Source organism: Pseudocitrobacter sp. 73 (genome assembly GCF_008369545.1).
Taxonomy (GTDB): Bacteria; Pseudomonadota; Gammaproteobacteria; order Enterobacterales; family Enterobacteriaceae; genus Pseudocitrobacter; species Pseudocitrobacter vendiensis.
In genome coordinates this window covers 12,439-26,920 of the sequence record NZ_VTZO01000010.1, presented here as the reverse complement: position 1 = coordinate 26,920, position 14,482 = coordinate 12,439, and the positions used below count along the sequence as shown (strand labels likewise).

At 46.7% G+C, this 14,482-nt stretch carries 15 protein-coding genes; 14 read left to right on the top strand and 1 reads right to left on the bottom strand.

Translation table 11 applies throughout. The features are described from left to right. The first annotated feature begins 407 nt into the window (after window positions 1-407). From F0Q32_RS11865 to F0Q32_RS11800, 14 genes are all read left to right on the top strand, one after another. Window positions 408-761, top strand: coding sequence for a hypothetical protein (locus F0Q32_RS11865; protein ID WP_033488138.1), 354 nt, complete (start codon window positions 408-410; stop codon window positions 759-761). Beyond that, window positions 754-1,185 carry a hypothetical protein gene (locus tag F0Q32_RS11860; protein ID WP_149463223.1) on the top strand — a complete coding sequence of 144 codons (432 nt, stop codon included), beginning with the start codon at window positions 754-756 and terminating at the stop codon, window positions 1,183-1,185. Before F0Q32_RS11865 ends, F0Q32_RS11860 begins: the two co-directional genes overlap by 8 nt. A 47-nt stretch (window positions 1,186-1,232) precedes the next feature. Continuing rightward, window positions 1,233-1,661: a DUF2787 family protein gene (locus tag F0Q32_RS11855; protein ID WP_026080582.1), complete on the top strand. Its 429-nt coding sequence runs from the start codon at window positions 1,233-1,235 to the stop codon at window positions 1,659-1,661. A 58-nt stretch (window positions 1,662-1,719) separates the two neighbouring features. Then, window positions 1,720-2,184 (top strand): lecithin retinol acyltransferase family protein, encoded by a 465-nt coding sequence (locus F0Q32_RS11850; protein WP_023337779.1) that lies wholly within the window; start codon window positions 1,720-1,722, stop codon window positions 2,182-2,184. Continuing rightward, a complete protein-coding gene (locus F0Q32_RS11845) occupies window positions 2,163-2,402 on the top strand; it encodes a DeoR family transcriptional regulator (RefSeq protein WP_149463222.1) in 240 nt (79 codons plus the stop codon). The genes F0Q32_RS11850 and F0Q32_RS11845 overlap by 22 nt, the downstream gene beginning before the upstream one ends. Window positions 2,403-2,479: 77 nt before the next feature. Then, a complete protein-coding gene (locus F0Q32_RS11840; RefSeq protein WP_058657722.1) occupies window positions 2,480-2,863 on the top strand; it encodes a hypothetical protein in 384 nt (127 codons plus the stop codon). 144 nt (window positions 2,864-3,007) lie between these two features. Then, on the top strand, window positions 3,008-3,757 hold the full coding sequence (locus F0Q32_RS11835; RefSeq protein ID WP_000257250.1) for a DUF3944 domain-containing protein: 750 nt from the start codon (window positions 3,008-3,010) through the stop codon (window positions 3,755-3,757). Between the two features lie 102 nt (window positions 3,758-3,859). Continuing rightward, window positions 3,860-4,573 carry a YafY family protein gene (locus F0Q32_RS11830; protein WP_023205801.1) on the top strand — a complete coding sequence of 238 codons (714 nt, stop codon included), beginning with the start codon at window positions 3,860-3,862 and terminating at the stop codon, window positions 4,571-4,573. Between the two features lie 58 nt (window positions 4,574-4,631). Further along, window positions 4,632-4,943 (top strand): hypothetical protein, encoded by a 312-nt coding sequence (locus F0Q32_RS11825; protein WP_023337782.1) that lies wholly within the window; start codon window positions 4,632-4,634, stop codon window positions 4,941-4,943. A 70-nt stretch (window positions 4,944-5,013) separates the two neighbouring features. After that, on the top strand, window positions 5,014-6,882 hold the full coding sequence (locus F0Q32_RS11820) for a DUF262 domain-containing protein (RefSeq protein ID WP_255475279.1): 1,869 nt from the start codon (window positions 5,014-5,016) through the stop codon (window positions 6,880-6,882). 203 nt (window positions 6,883-7,085) lie between these two features. Beyond that, a complete protein-coding gene (locus tag F0Q32_RS11815; protein ID WP_042111447.1) occupies window positions 7,086-8,642 on the top strand; it encodes a type I restriction-modification system subunit M in 1,557 nt (518 codons plus the stop codon). Next, window positions 8,639-9,907: a restriction endonuclease subunit S gene (locus tag F0Q32_RS11810; protein WP_149463221.1), complete on the top strand. Its 1,269-nt coding sequence runs from the start codon at window positions 8,639-8,641 to the stop codon at window positions 9,905-9,907. Before F0Q32_RS11815 ends, F0Q32_RS11810 begins: the two co-directional genes overlap by 4 nt. Window positions 9,908-10,023: 116 nt before the next feature. Next, window positions 10,024-13,140: an HsdR family type I site-specific deoxyribonuclease gene (locus F0Q32_RS11805; RefSeq protein WP_149463220.1), complete on the top strand. Its 3,117-nt coding sequence runs from the start codon at window positions 10,024-10,026 to the stop codon at window positions 13,138-13,140. A gap of 221 nt (window positions 13,141-13,361) precedes the next feature. Beyond that, the gene (locus F0Q32_RS11800; protein WP_063844751.1) at window positions 13,362-13,700 is read left to right on the top strand and encodes a hypothetical protein; all 339 of its coding nucleotides are present in this window, start codon (window positions 13,362-13,364) and stop codon (window positions 13,698-13,700) included. A 43-nt stretch (window positions 13,701-13,743) separates the two neighbouring features. Here the strand turns inward: F0Q32_RS11800 and F0Q32_RS11795 are convergent. Next, a protein-coding gene (locus F0Q32_RS11795) for an IS1 family transposase (protein ID WP_223866332.1) occupies window positions 13,744-14,441 on the bottom strand; the annotation gives its coding sequence in 2 pieces (ribosomal slippage) (window positions 13,744-14,192 and window positions 14,192-14,441; 699 coding nt in all). Window positions 14,442-14,482 lie beyond the last annotated feature (41 nt).

The following is a 14,482-nucleotide window of genomic DNA, read 5'->3' as shown; positions in this document are numbered from 1 at the left end:
TGACATTTTGGTGAGAAAAACACGCGTTAAAGAGGCCTGTTTGCCCCCTTAATCTCCTGAAAGTGCCACTCCCCCACTTTCAGGCCTGAACGTCGTTTCTCTCCATAAATAATATCGATTATGGGGTGTTGCTTGTTTTTTGAACTATTTAAGGCGTTTTGTGATTGAGAAAATAAGTAAGAAAATCAATAGCAATTGTGCGCAAGCGTTCTCTCATTTTCAGTTAAAACAGCTCATGCTAATTTGCTTACAAAATGCTGCAAATCGGAAAAAAACGGGATTTAACGCCAGCCCACCACTAAATTTAAGGGCATAATCCAAAATAAGCAAACAACGTAAAAAAAATGTAACTAAAAGTCATTTGAAAACATATTATCAATATGAATCAATTACTTATGGAGATAATCATGTTCAAACTCACGACTCCCACCAGTCTTCCCATTCTCAACCTGCCCGCCTCCGCACTGGTGGCCCTCAGCAATGAAATCCTTGGCCCTGTCGATGATATCGACCTGTTTACCGCCTTCTGGAACGAAACGGGAACCCTGCTCTGGCATCTCAACCACGATGACACACTCCCCGAAGACCCGCTGCTGGCAGTGGCACTGGCTAACCCTGAATACGTCACCGCGCTTGATGATGGCTGGTATCTCCTGCTCGGCATCGTCTGCGATAGCGGACAGGGTATCTATCTGGTGTTCCCGGACACAACCGTTATCACTCAACTCCAGAACCTGATTGAGGCGCTGAACCATGAGTAAGAAAAAAATCGCTACCGAAGCCGCCGTCACCGAAAGCTATACCGTGTTCTACAGTGGGGACGCCGAGAAAATCAGTCCCCACAGTAAGGGTCTGCTGACGTATGAGCTGGGTAAGGAGGGTGATACCGGGAGCCTTGCCCTGCGTTTAACCGCCAATGGCGAAGGGGGCCTGTTCTCCCGTGAATGGATAGCGCTTGATGCGATTCACGCCATTCTGGAACAGCAGCCAGACAGCTTTCCATCCCGTGTATTTCGCCCGCTGTTTGGTCAGGGCAGCACCAATAACGCAGGTTTTCTTGCTGCTGTGCTCAGAAGTCCGGATATCTGCCTTATCGAAGCGGACAGCAGCAGACTTTTTATGCACCGCTGCTACGCCGACTGGCAGCACCGTCTGACGCAGCTTGCCGCAATCAGCCAGGACTAATCCCCCGCTTTTTCTGTGTTCCATACCCCTTAAAAAGGAAATTCACTATGTCATCACCCGCTATATTGCAGGGCGGCTATGTGCTGCCGCTCTCCCGGTCGTTCACTCAACTGCTTCTGGGTATCGTTGCGCAAAAACCGCCTCATCGTCACCCCATCACCGGATTAACCATTAACTTCCGTGACCCTGAATACTCACCGGAAAAGGGCGGCTGGCATCCGGTCGAAATACGCCTCATCCCTGCCGGAGAAGACTGGCAGCTCGATTACGTCACCGATTTTCACTATGCAGGACATCCATGGCCTGAGCTTGAAAAAGATGTCGATGTGAGCTGGACGCAACAATACACGTGGCTTTCCCGTTGTGGCGATATCTCTCATGTCGACGCCCGTGAGTTCTGGTCGCTATGGGAAAGTAACTTTATGGCTTACCACGATATGGGGGTTTTCACGGTCCGTACGTTGTGGGAAAGCTGAGTGTTCACTACGTTTCCCCCGCATCCCCCCTCTCCCCCATAGTAAGGAACTGAATGTTATGTACCGGCTTCTGCTGCTGAACTTCGTGGATTCATTTATCGATAACTGCATTCTCTCCTGCGTCGATGAACCGGCTTACGGCGGTATCGTGCAGTGCGAACTGCTTTTTGGCCTTGCCGCACACAGCGGTATCTATGTGGGTAACGGCGATATTGTTCATCTTGATGGCGATGGAACCGTTATCAAAAGTAAGGCTAAAGGTTTTCTTGACCGGCTCGATGGCTGGAACTCCGCTATCTCGGTGTATACCGACTGTATGGATTTGACGCCTCAGGGTTGTGCGCGGGCCGCTGAACGGGCAAAGGCGGCAGTGGGTCAGCGCTATCCTTATAGCCTGCTCGACTTTAACTGCCACCGGTTTACTGCCCGCTGCGTTACCGGCGATTCGTGCCCTGATATCTGGCTTGCCAGACACCTCGATTCTTTTCAGAAAGGGGACCGATGGCGCGTATGGCAACGATGAAAGCCAGCCGTTGCAGGCAACGTGTCACCGGACAGGGAGAACGGCTTATCCGGCTGACCATGGCGCTGCTTTACGGTCAGACAATATCTGTTCGCTACATCATCCGGCAGTTTGACGTATCTCCCCGTACCGCAAGACGGGACCTCACCCATCTGGCCTTTGTGCTCGAATCCGCTGGACCTCACCGCTGGCGACTGGCTCCCTCGCTGAAACCCTGACTTTTTTCTCTGCCGGACATCTCCTGACCACTCCGTATGGCAGGCTGTCTCCGCTTTTCAATCCATAAGGGAACATGATGAAAATTTTTAAACTGTTAACCGCCACAATTTTGCTTTCAGCCTTCAGCCACAGCGCGTTCGCCGACGAGCAGGCTGACGCTCAGATGATAACCAACTCGACCTTCTGCGCGATGTACTCCACCCGCCTGACCCAGACCAGTGACAGCGGCCTTCAGGTAAAAGGCGTTAATCTCAATGCCCGCTTCAACGGACCGGTATTCAACAGGGTACTTCAGGTGATGAACCAAACCTATGGCAGAACCTGGCTCGAATCGAACGCCCGTAACGGCAGCATGACCGCCATGCAGCTTTCGCAGTCGGAGCTGCTCTATAACCCGGAATATGCCCGGCAGTGCGATGCCTTTGCGGATAAAGTGGAAAAGGAATGGCGCGGAAAGTAATCCCGACGCGTTATACCTCCATCCGGTGAACAGAAACCTGCTTTCGGGCAGGTTTTTTTTTTACTTTTTTGTTTTTCAGGCGGACAAACCCTGTCCGGGGGCTTCCTTAAACTGTCAGGTCCAATATCTGCAATGAGGTGAAATATGGCTACCTACCGACACGACCCCGACCTTGAGTTTCTGCGCCACTGTCATCGTGACGATCTGGATTTACTGGTTTCTGTGCTTATCTGCGATCCGAAAGACGGACTGGCACGCATCACGGAAACGCTGACCTATGATCCTCAGTATAAAAAACACAAGCCCAACCACCCGCGCTACTGGGATGCCATTGCCGCCGAGGTTCAGACGTTTGGGGCGAACAGCTTTGCCACGCTGCTCCGCTGGGGTAAAGGGGTGCTGTACCGGGAAATTCTTACCGATGCCTGCGATAAAATGAAGGTGAACTACAACAACAAATCCAGTGTTGAAACCATTGAAATGAATCTGCTGATGAAGATCCTGGAGAAAAGTCTTGAGAAGATGACGCCCGATCAGCTAAAGACCGTGGCGGAAGAATTGCAGACAGGCTACAGCAACCCCACGCCGGAGTTGCTGACCATGGCAATCCAGGCGGGGATAAAAACATCCGGGTTTGCGGCCTATCAGATGGCACTTGTTGTCACAAATGGTGTGGCGAAAGCCCTGTTAGGCAGAGGGCTGACCGTTGCAGGAAATGCCATGCTGACGCGTACCATGGGCGCTTTTGCCGGTCCCGTGGGCTGGGTGCTCAGTTCTCTCTGGCTACTGATAGATTTAGCCGGTCCCGCATACCGGGTGACGCTACCATCCTGCATTTTTATTGCCTACATGCGCCAGAAGCATCTTTATTCACCTGAGAATACTGACGTTTAGCACTTACATTTAAGGTATTCAGACTTTAAAAAACTTCAGAGGGCGGACAAATCCTGTCCGCTACTGCTGGCATTATTTCCCGGCTAAATTCGGAAATGATGTATGACGCTGATAACACAAGAAAACGAACATGACAGACTGGCAACCCGCCTTTCCATCATCCTGAGCCGTTTGTTTCAGGGTGAAAAGCTGCATATCGGGACGCTGGCAGAAGAATTTGGGGTGACGACGCGCACGCTGCGGCGGGATTTTAACGTCCGCCTCACCTATCTTGATATTGAACAGAACAACGGCGTATATCAGCTCGCTTCGCATTACTTTCGTCGCCGCACGGAACGGGATATGAAGATACTGGCGAGGTTGCTGCATCTTGACCGTCTGTTACCCGCGATGGACGCCAAACTGCTGAGCCTTCTGCTTGACGGGGAGCACCCTTCACCCTACCGGATTATGCTCCCGGAGCCGCGCCAGAAACCCACGCTCTTTGGTGATTTCAGCAGACTGACGCTCGCCATACTCAACCAGACCCAGGTGCGTATCAGAACCGACGAAAACGTCAGCCATACCGTTCATCCCTATCGTCTGCTTTGCAGCCATGCGGAGTGGTTTCTTGCCGGATGTACGTCATCGGGCGTGTTCGTTATTTCCCTGTCCCGAATCAGGCTGGTTGAGGTATTACCGGATACAACGTTTGAGATCGATAACACACTCATTTCGCTGATTGAACAGTCTGACTTTATGGAAGCCTTACCCCACATGAACATTATTCATCAGATAATGCATTACGGGAGTAAACAGACGAATAATCGTAATTAAAATCACAACATATTATTAGTGATGATTAAGTCACATTAACATGATGAGTGAGAAAGTTATGATTATCGATAAAGAATACGCACTTGTAGATGCAACAGCAAGACTTAACACTGACCTGAGGGATTATGAATATGAAATAAACAACGCCGCCATCATAACATTTGGCAATGACCTCATTGAGGTAATCGTATATCAGTTCAGCTTTGTCATCAGCATCAGGGCAGAGGGTGAAAAAATAAAGCACGGCCTACTTGTTAACTTCGGTAAAAATATAGCAAGACAGGTTTCATCACTTTGTGCATCCGCAATGCGAGTCTACCCGAATGAAAAACACAAACCGAGCCGTCAGCTTTTCCATTGCATAAATTAGTTTGTGCAAAGACTGTACTACCGACACGCAATAAATTAAAATAGGCCAGCTAATATAACATATGAGGTTTATGATGGCTGGCCAGTATGAAAAAGCAATAACGATAAAACAAGCGATAGATTCAATTAATTTACGCCACTATCTTCTGCCTGCAATTCAGAGGAAGTTCGTCTGGAGCAGCAGTCAGATATGTCTGCTGTTTGATTCCATCATGCGAGACTACCCGATAAACTCTTTCATGATGTGGGATATCCGTAGTGCCAGTATTAAAAACGATTACAAATTCTATGAATTCCTGAAAGAATACTGTCAGCGATTTAATGAAGAAAACCCCTGCGTAGCAACAAATGCTGGATTTCATGATTTCAAGGCGGTGATTGATGGTCAGCAGCGTCTCACATCATTATATATTGGATTGTGTGGAACGTATGCGTATAAACAGCCCCGGGTGTGGTGGCCTTCGGCACAGGATGATCGCATCCTGCCGCCAAGAAAGCTTTACGTCGATTTAACAGCGCCACTTAATTCAGACGATGAGCTCATGATGAAGTATAACTTCAGGTTCCTGACCGACAAGCAATACACTGATTCACTTACAGACAACAAACATCACTGGTTCTGCCTGCACGAAATATTCAAATACGAGCAGTATGATTCCCCTGATGATATTTTATTTAACGTTGTCGTACCAGAACTCGAAAAAAGAGGACTCATTTCCAGTGAATTTTCCAGAAAAACTCTGCTTAAACTTTATACCAAGATAAGAACTGAGAATCTTATCCACTACTTCAATGAGAGCAGTCAGGACATTGATCATGTGCTGGATGTTTTCATCCGCACGAACAGCGGGGGGACAAAACTTGAGTTCTCCGACTTACTGATGTCAATAGCGGTAGCGCACTGGCAGGGTGATTTCAGAAAAGAACTGGATGAACTGACAAAAAACATTTATCAGAATAATGAAATGGGTTTTTATATTGAAAGAGACTGGTTCTTAAAAACCAGCCTGATGCTTATTGACTCTGACGTCCGGTTCAAAGTAAAAAACTTCACTTCAGAGGAGGTCGGTAAGATACAACAACAATGGTCTGAAATAAAATCCTGTATCAAGGAGACCTTTATTCTTATCAGGCGATTCGGCATCAATCCACAGTCTTTGATATCTAAAAATGCAGTCATTCCTGTGGTCTACTGGCTTTACAAAAAGCAAACCAGTGGACATCCATTATATACAACGATTAACCTCCTGAATAAAAACCACAATGAACGCTCAGTAATTAGCCAGTGGTTTTACATGGTACTTCTGAAAGGGATCTTTGGAAGCCAGGCAGATGCGCTACTCACGAGCATCAGAGACGTAATGAAGAATAGTCTTTCAGATGTTCATTTTCCTCTTGAGAAGATTATTAATAAGTACAAAGGCTCGAATAAGGACCTCAGATTTGACGACGAATACATCGAAAGCCTTCTCAATATCAGATATGGCGAAGGTCGCTGCCGCGCACTATTGCATCTTCTGTTCCCTGAAATGAATCCGACCGAGGTGTTTCATATTGATCACCTTCATCCAAGAAATCATTTTTCAAATAAATATCTTGAAAAATTAGATTATATTGCGAATTCACCGGAGAAACTCAACTTTTACGAAAATCCGGAACACTGGGACACCATACCTAATCTTCATTTACTGAATCACTCTCAGAATATAAGTAAACAGGATACATCCCTGAAACAATGGCTATCTCACTCATCAAACAACTATACTCCATCAATGCTGTTAGTTTCAGATGAAAATATTGAGTTCAGTCGCTTCCAGGAATTCTACAATGAGCGAAGAAACGCCCTAAAGCAAAGACTACTGAATCGGGTATTTCTTACAACAAAAATAGATTCATCACCATCCACAATAGATACGGATGAAGAAATTCTCACCGACTGAACGTTCAGCCCCGATAGTATCGGGGCTTCAGTATTTATCGTCAGCGCAACGTTTCTACTGGCCTGACTGAAAGAACGTTGGCTACACAACCGGGCAAACGAACTCTCAGTGCAACGCATGACATACAAAACCTGTCATCAATATGAAATTGCGATAAAATCGGGCCAATAACAGTACATAAGAATCATACAACAGGATACAAGATGACAAGCCTTCAGCAACGTGCAGAGTTACACCGTCAAATCTGGGCCATTGCCAATGATGTCAGAGGCTCAGTGGATGGATGGGATTTTAAACAGTATGTACTCGGTGCACTTTTCTATCGCTTCATTAGTGAGAATTTTTCCAGCTACATGGAAGCAGGGGATGAGAGCATACATTATGCTGCACTTGATGACAGCATCATTACCGATGACATCAAAGACGATGCCATCAGGACTAAAGGCTATTTCATCTACCCGAGCCAGCTGTTCTGCAACGTTGCAGCTAAAGCTAACACCAACGACAGGCTGAATGCTGATTTAAACAGTATCTTCGTCGCTATTGAAAGCTCTGCCTACGGCTATCCGTCTGAGGCCGACATCAAAGGTCTCTTTGCCGATTTCGATACGACCAGCAATCGACTGGGTAACACAGTTAAAGACAAAAACAGCCGTCTTGCCGCGGTTCTGAAAGGCGTTGAAGGGCTTAACCTGGGGAATTTTAACGAGCACCAGATTGACCTATTCGGCGATGCCTATGAGTTCCTGATTTCTAACTATGCGGCGAATGCTGGTAAGTCCGGCGGCGAGTTCTTTACACCACAGCACGTCTCTAAGCTGATTGCACAACTGGCAATGCACGGTCAGACCCACGTTAACAAAATCTACGACCCGGCAGCGGGTTCCGGTTCGCTGTTGTTGCAGGCTAAAAAACAGTTTGATGACCATATCATCGAAGAAGGTTTTTTTGGTCAGGAAATCAACCATACGACCTATAACCTGGCGCGTATGAACATGTTTTTGCACAACATCAACTACGACAAGTTTGATATCAAGCTGGGTAATACACTGACTGAGCCGCACTTCAGAGATGAAAAACCGTTTGATGCCATCGTTTCTAACCCGCCGTATTCGGTGAAATGGATTGGCAGCGATGACCCGACGCTGATTAACGATGAGCGTTTTGCCCCGGCTGGCGTACTGGCCCCGAAATCAAAAGCTGACTTTGCGTTTGTGCTACATGCGCTAAACTACCTGTCAGCTAAAGGGCGCGCTGCGATTGTCTGCTTTCCGGGCATTTTCTACCGTGGTGGCGCAGAGCAGAAAATTCGTAAATACCTGGTCGACAACAACTATGTTGAAACGGTGATTTCTCTGGCACCTAATCTGTTCTTCGGCACCACTATTGCCGTTAACATTCTGGTGATGTCAAAGCACAAAACAGATACCCGCGTTCAGTTTATTGATGCCAGCGAACTGTTCAAAAAAGAGACTAACAACAATATCCTGACCGATGCCCATATCGACCAGATTATGCAGATATTTGCCAGCAAGGAAGATGTTGCTCATCTGGCAAAATCTGTCGCGTTTGAAACCATTGTAGCGAATGACTATAACCTGTCAGTGAGCAGCTATGTGGAAGCGAAAGATAACCGCGAAATAATCAATATTGCTGAGTTGAATGCAGAGCTGAAAACCACGGTCAGCAAAATAGACCAGTTGCGCAAAGATATTGATGCGATTGTGGCTGAAATTGAAGGCTGCGAGGTGCAGAAATGAACAAGCTAAGTTATCTGGAAAAGTTGCTGGATGGGGTTGAGGTTGAGTGGTTGACTGCCGCTGAGATTTTCAACATTAAAAATGGCTATACGCCATCTAAAGCTAAAAAAGAATTTTGGGAAGATGGGAATATCCCTTGGTTTAGGCTTGAGGATATACGAACTAATGGCAGAGAGCTTAATGATTCTATTATGCATGTGAATCAAGCAGGAGTTAAAGGCAACCTTTTTCCTAAAGATTCAATATTTATGTCAACGACGGCAACAATAGGAGAGTTTGCTTTGGTCAAAATACCACATTTGACCAATCAGCAAATTACCAATTTTTCATTAACTAGCAGATTTAAAGGAATTATAGATATAAGGTATTTATTCCATAGATTCCATCACTTTGGGGAATGGTGCAAGGAAAACGCTAACAAAAGTGGCGGTTTATCCATTATAGGAATAAAAAAATTATCATCGTATAAATTCCCAATTCCTTGCCCCGACAATCCTGAAAAATCTCTGGCCATCCAGTCTGAAATCGTCCGGATTCTGGATAAATTTACTGCACTTACCGCTGAGCTTACAGCTGAGCTTACAGCTGAGCTTACCATGCGTAAAAAACAGTACAACTACTATCGTGATAAATTGCTGAGTTTTGAAGAGGGTGGGGTTGAGTGGAAAACTCTCGACGAGGTAGCTTCCTTTAGGCGGGGCTCATTTCCCCAGCCGTATGGTAATAGTGAATGGTATAATGGTGAAGGCTGCATGCCTTTTGTTCAGGTTGCGGATGTTGCCGATTTTGGATTCAGATTGCACAGAAGCACCAAACAACAAATTTCGAAGTTAGCTCAATCCAAAAGTGTATTTGTTGAAGCGGGGACCGTTATCGTGTCACTGCAGGGAACTATCGGTCGCGTAGCGTTAACGCAATATGACTGTTATGTGGATAGAACGCTAGCAATATTCACGAAATACAAAGCAGCAGTAAATAAAAAATATTTTGCTCATCAGTTAAAAGCAAAATTTGACCTGGAAAAGGAATTTGCAAGGGGAAGCACATTAAAAACGATTACGAAAGAAGAGTTTTCGAAGTTTCAAATACCGATACCACCATTAGAAGTACAGAACCGCATCGTAGCCCTGCTGGATAAGTTCGACAGATTGACCCATTCGATTGAAGAAGGCCTCCCTCGCGAACTCGAACTACGCCAGAAACAGTACGAGTACTATCGTGAGTTATTGTTCAGCTTCCCGAGACCAGAAACTGCCAGCAACTGACGGACCACTGATACCGGCAGGGTTTGTTCTCACCCGCCCGGTATCAGGCTTTACGAATACCGGAAGATGCTTCTGATACCCTTCCGGGCTTTACCAGATGACGCACAGGATGCACCATGACACAACAGACACACACCATTGCTGAATCCAATAACTTTATCATCCTTGATAAATTCACCAAAATTCTGGAGACCGGTGACAGCTACCAGAGCGAATCGGACCTTGAGCGGGAGCTGATTCAGGACCTTCTTAATCAGGGATATGAGTTTATCTCCGTTAAGTCACCGACTGCGATGCTGGCGAATGTGCGGGACCAACTTCAGCGTCTTAATGGTGTGGTGTTTAACGAAAGTGAATGGCGGCGCTTCACAGAGCAGTATCTGGACAGCCCCAGTGACAGCAGCCTGGACAAAACCCGTAAAATCCATATCGACTATATCTGTGATTTTACGTTTGATGATGGTCGTCTGGAAAACATCTATCTGATAGATAAAAAGAACCTGCTGCGCAATAAGGTGCAGGTCATTCAGCAGTTTGAACAGACCGGCTCACACGCTAACCGTTATGATGTTACGATTCTGGTCAACGGCCTGCCACTGGTGCAAATCGAACTCAAAAAGCGCGGCGTGGCGATTCGTGAAGCCTTTAACCAGATACACCGTTACAGCAAGGAAAGCTTTAACAGCGACAACTCCCTGTTTAAATACCTGCAACTCTTCGTGATTTCCAACGGGACTGATACCCGGTACTTTGCCAGTACCACTAAACGGGATAAAAATAGCTTTGATTTCACCATGAACTGGGCAAAGTCGGATAACACTCTGATTAAGGACCTGAAGGACTTTACCGCCACTTTCTTCCAGAAGCATACCCTGCTGAATGTTCTGTTTAATTACAGCGTGTTTGATAGCAGCCAGACACTGCTGGTCATGCGCCCCTATCAGATTGCCGCCACTGAGCGAATCCTCTGGAAAATTAACAGCTCATTTAAAGCGAAGAACTGGTCAAAACCCGAAAGCGGCGGGTTTATCTGGCATACCACAGGGTCAGGAAAAACCCTGACCAGCTTTAAGGCCGCACGTCTGGCTACGGAACTGGACTTTATTGATAAAGTCTTCTTCGTGGTCGACAGGAAAGACCTCGATTACCAGACCATGAAGGAGTATCAGCGCTTCTCTCCGGACAGTGTGAATGGTTCGGATAATACAGCTGGCCTCAGAAGAAACCTGGATAAGGACGATAACAAAATTATCGTCACAACCATTCAGAAACTCAATAACCTGATGAAAGCCGAAGCTGACCTGCCCGTCTATCAGCAGCAGGTTGTGTTTATCTTTGATGAGTGTCACCGCAGCCAGTTTGGTGAGGCCCAGAAAAACCTCAAAAAGAAATTCAGACGCTTTTATCAGTTTGGTTTTACCGGTACACCTATTTTCCCGGAAAACGCACTGGGGGCAGAAACCACCGCCAGCGTCTTCGGGCGTGAATTACATTCTTACGTAATTACTGATGCGATTCGTGATGAAAAAGTGCTGAAGTTTAAGGTGGACTATAACGATGTCCGCCCACAGTTTAAGTCCCTTGAAACGGAAACAGACGAGAAAAAACTCAGCGCGGCTGAAAACCAACAGGCATTTTTGCACCCCCTGCGTATCCAGGAAATAACGCAATACATTCTCAATAACTTCCGGCAGAAAACGCACCGAACCTTCCCGGGAGCTAAGGGCTTTAACGCCATGTTAGCAGTGAGCAGCGTGGACGCGGCGAAAGCTTATTACACGACGTTTAAAATGCTACAGGAAGAAGCAGAGAAGAAATCTGGCAGCTATAAATGCCTTCGGGTGGCAACCATCTTCTCCTTTGCTGCAAATGAAGAGCAAAGCGCCATTGGTGATATTACTGACGAAAGCTTTGATACCAGCGCGATGAACAGTAGTGCGAAGGAATTTCTGGATGCAGCCATTGATGACTATAACGCCTGCTTTAAAACCAATTTCAGCACTGACAGTAACGGTTTCCAGAACTACTACCGCGATTTAGCTCAACGAGTGAAAAATCAGGATATTGACCTTCTCATCGTGGTGGGAATGTTCTTAACCGGCTTTGATGCTCCGACGCTCAATACTCTGTTCGTTGACAAAAACCTGCGTTATCACGGTCTGATGCAGGCATTCTCACGCACCAACCGTATCTATGATGCCACCAAAACCTTCGGCAATATCGTGACGTTCAGGGACCTGGAGCGTCCGACCATTGATGCCATCACACTTTTTGGCGACAAAAACACCAAGAATGTGGTGCTGGAAAAAAGCTACGAAGAGTACATGCAGGGCTTTACCGATGCGGCAACCGGTGAGGCTAAACGAGGTTTTATGGCTGTTGTTTCGGAGCTGGAGCAGCGCTTCCCTGACCCTGCCAGTATCGACAGTGAAAAAGAGAAAAAAGCCTTCGTCAAACTGTTTGGTGAATATCTGCGGGCAGAAAACATCCTTCAAAACTATGATGAATTTGCCACGCTGAAAGCCCTGCAGAAGGTTGATATTAGTGACCCGGAAGCGGTAGAAACCTTTAAAGCAGAGCACTATGTGGATGATGAAAAATTTGCTGAATTACAAACCATTCGTCTCCCGGCAGAACGTAAAGTTCAGGACTATCGCTCAGCATACAATGATATCCGGGACTGGCAGCGACGCGAAAAAGCAGCAAACGACAGGGATAAATCAACCACAGACTGGGATGACGTGGTGTTTGAAATTGACCTGCTGAAGTCGCAGGAAATTAACCTGGACTACATTCTTGGCCTGATTTTCGACCACAACAGAGAGAAAAAAGGTAAAGAAGCCCTGACTGAAGAGGTCAGACGCTTAATCCGCTCAAGTCTGGGCAACCGTGCCAAAGAAGGTCTGATTGTTGACTTTATTCAGCAAACTAACCTTGATGACATGCCCGACAAAGCCAGTATCATTGATGCATTCTTTACCTATGCTCAGCGTGAACAGCAGCGGGAAGCAGAAGCGTTGATTAAGGAAGAAAACCTCAATGAAGAGGCTGCAAGGCGCTATATCCGCACATCACTAAAACGGGAATATGCTACCGAAAATGGGACGGAGTTAAACGAGACGCTACCAAAGCTCAGTCCGTTGAATCCTCAGTACAAAACGAAAAAGCAGACTGTATTCCAGAAAATTGGGGCGTTTATCGAAAAATTTAAAGGGGTTGGAGGACACCTCTAGTTGCCAGATAAAAGAACAATGCGCCACCGCAATTTATAGGTAAGATTGTATCCTTTAAACTGCGTCAGACCTGTTATGATCGATGAAGCGCTGGTTAATGTTAATGCTAACTGGATGAATTTTTAACGCACATTCAGACAATTAGCGTCCAGAACTTACAGAAACCAGCGCTTGATTTTGGATGGCAAAGTGCTGAATGGATGTATCTCAGGAGAATACTTATGAGCGTAACTATAAAAGACGATCGACTCAGGACTATCGCGACCTTTGATGGCAAGACCTTGAAAGATGATCGACTGAGGACCATCGCGACGTTTGATGGTAAAGCCCTAAAAGACGACCGACTCCGCACCATCGCTACCTTTGACGGTAAAAGCCTGAAAGACGACCGACTCCGCACCATCGCAACATTTGATGGGAAGACCTTGAAAGACGATCGACTCCGCACCATCGCAACATTTGATGGTAAAACACTTAAAGACGATCGACTCAGAACCATCGCGACAGTTAATGGTAATGCCAGTATTGTTGTTTTGGCGTTTGCTGCTCGGCTATTTTAGGGCTAAGAGCCTATCTCAACAGAGATTAGGTAATGACTCCAACTTACTGATAGTGTTTTATGTTCAGATAATGCCCGATGACCTTGTCATGCAGCTCCACCGATTTTGAGAACGACAGTGACTTCCGTCCCAGCCTTGCCAGATGTTGTCTCAGATTCAGGTTATGTCGCTCAATGCGCTGAGTGTAACGCTTGCTGATAACGTGCAGCTTTCCCTTCAGGCGGGGTTCATACAGCGGCCAGCCATCCGTCATCCATACCACGACCTCAAAGGCCGACAGCAGGCTCAGAAGACGCTCCAGTGTGGCCAGAGTGCGTTCACCGAAGACGTGCGCCACAACCGTCCTCCGTATCCTGTCATACGCGTAAAACAGCCAGCGCTGACGTGATTTAGCACCGACGTAGCCCCACTGTTCGTCCATTTCAGCGCAGACAATCACATCACTGCCCGGTTGTATGCGCGAGGTTACCGACTGCGGCCTGAGTTTTTTAAGTGACGTAAAACCGTGTTGAGGCCAACGCCCATAATGCGTGCACTGGCGCGACATCCGACGCCATTCATGGCCATATCAATGATTTTCTGGTGCGTACCGGGCTGAGAGGCGGTGTAAGTGAACTGTAGTTGCCATGTTTTACGGCAATGAGAGCAGAGATAGCGCTGATGTCCGGCAGTGCTTTTGCCGTTACGCACCACGCCTTCAGTAGTGGAGCAGGAAGGACATCTGATGGAAATGGAAGCCACGCAAGCACCTTAAAATCACCATCATACACTAAATCAGTAAG

What these genes read in the sequence shown, in the direction of transcription:
- F0Q32_RS11840 (WP_058657722.1), top strand. Translation starts at nt 2,480, where the DNA reads ATGAAAATTTTTAAACTGTTAACCGCCACAATTTTGCTTTCAGCCTTC.
- F0Q32_RS11810 (WP_149463221.1), top strand. Translation starts at nt 8,639, where the DNA reads ATGAACAAGCTAAGTTATCTGGAAAAGTTGCTGGATGGGGTTGAGGTT.
- F0Q32_RS11855 (WP_026080582.1), top strand. Translation starts at nt 1,233, where the DNA reads ATGTCATCACCCGCTATATTGCAGGGCGGCTATGTGCTGCCGCTCTCC.
- F0Q32_RS11805 (WP_149463220.1), top strand. Translation starts at nt 10,024, where the DNA reads ATGACACAACAGACACACACCATTGCTGAATCCAATAACTTTATCATC.
- F0Q32_RS11815 (WP_042111447.1), top strand. Translation starts at nt 7,086, where the DNA reads ATGACAAGCCTTCAGCAACGTGCAGAGTTACACCGTCAAATCTGGGCC.
- F0Q32_RS11835 (WP_000257250.1), top strand. Translation starts at nt 3,008, where the DNA reads ATGGCTACCTACCGACACGACCCCGACCTTGAGTTTCTGCGCCACTGT.
- F0Q32_RS11850 (WP_023337779.1), top strand. Translation starts at nt 1,720, where the DNA reads ATGTACCGGCTTCTGCTGCTGAACTTCGTGGATTCATTTATCGATAAC.
- F0Q32_RS11865 (WP_033488138.1), top strand. Translation starts at nt 408, where the DNA reads ATGTTCAAACTCACGACTCCCACCAGTCTTCCCATTCTCAACCTGCCC.
- F0Q32_RS11825 (WP_023337782.1), top strand. Translation starts at nt 4,632, where the DNA reads ATGATTATCGATAAAGAATACGCACTTGTAGATGCAACAGCAAGACTT.
- F0Q32_RS11800 (WP_063844751.1), top strand. Translation starts at nt 13,362, where the DNA reads ATGAGCGTAACTATAAAAGACGATCGACTCAGGACTATCGCGACCTTT.
- F0Q32_RS11820 (WP_255475279.1), top strand. Translation starts at nt 5,014, where the DNA reads ATGATGGCTGGCCAGTATGAAAAAGCAATAACGATAAAACAAGCGATA.
- F0Q32_RS11860 (WP_149463223.1), top strand. Translation starts at nt 754, where the DNA reads ATGAGTAAGAAAAAAATCGCTACCGAAGCCGCCGTCACCGAAAGCTAT.
- F0Q32_RS11830 (WP_023205801.1), top strand. Translation starts at nt 3,860, where the DNA reads ATGACGCTGATAACACAAGAAAACGAACATGACAGACTGGCAACCCGC.
- F0Q32_RS11845 (WP_149463222.1), top strand. Translation starts at nt 2,163, where the DNA reads ATGGCGCGTATGGCAACGATGAAAGCCAGCCGTTGCAGGCAACGTGTC.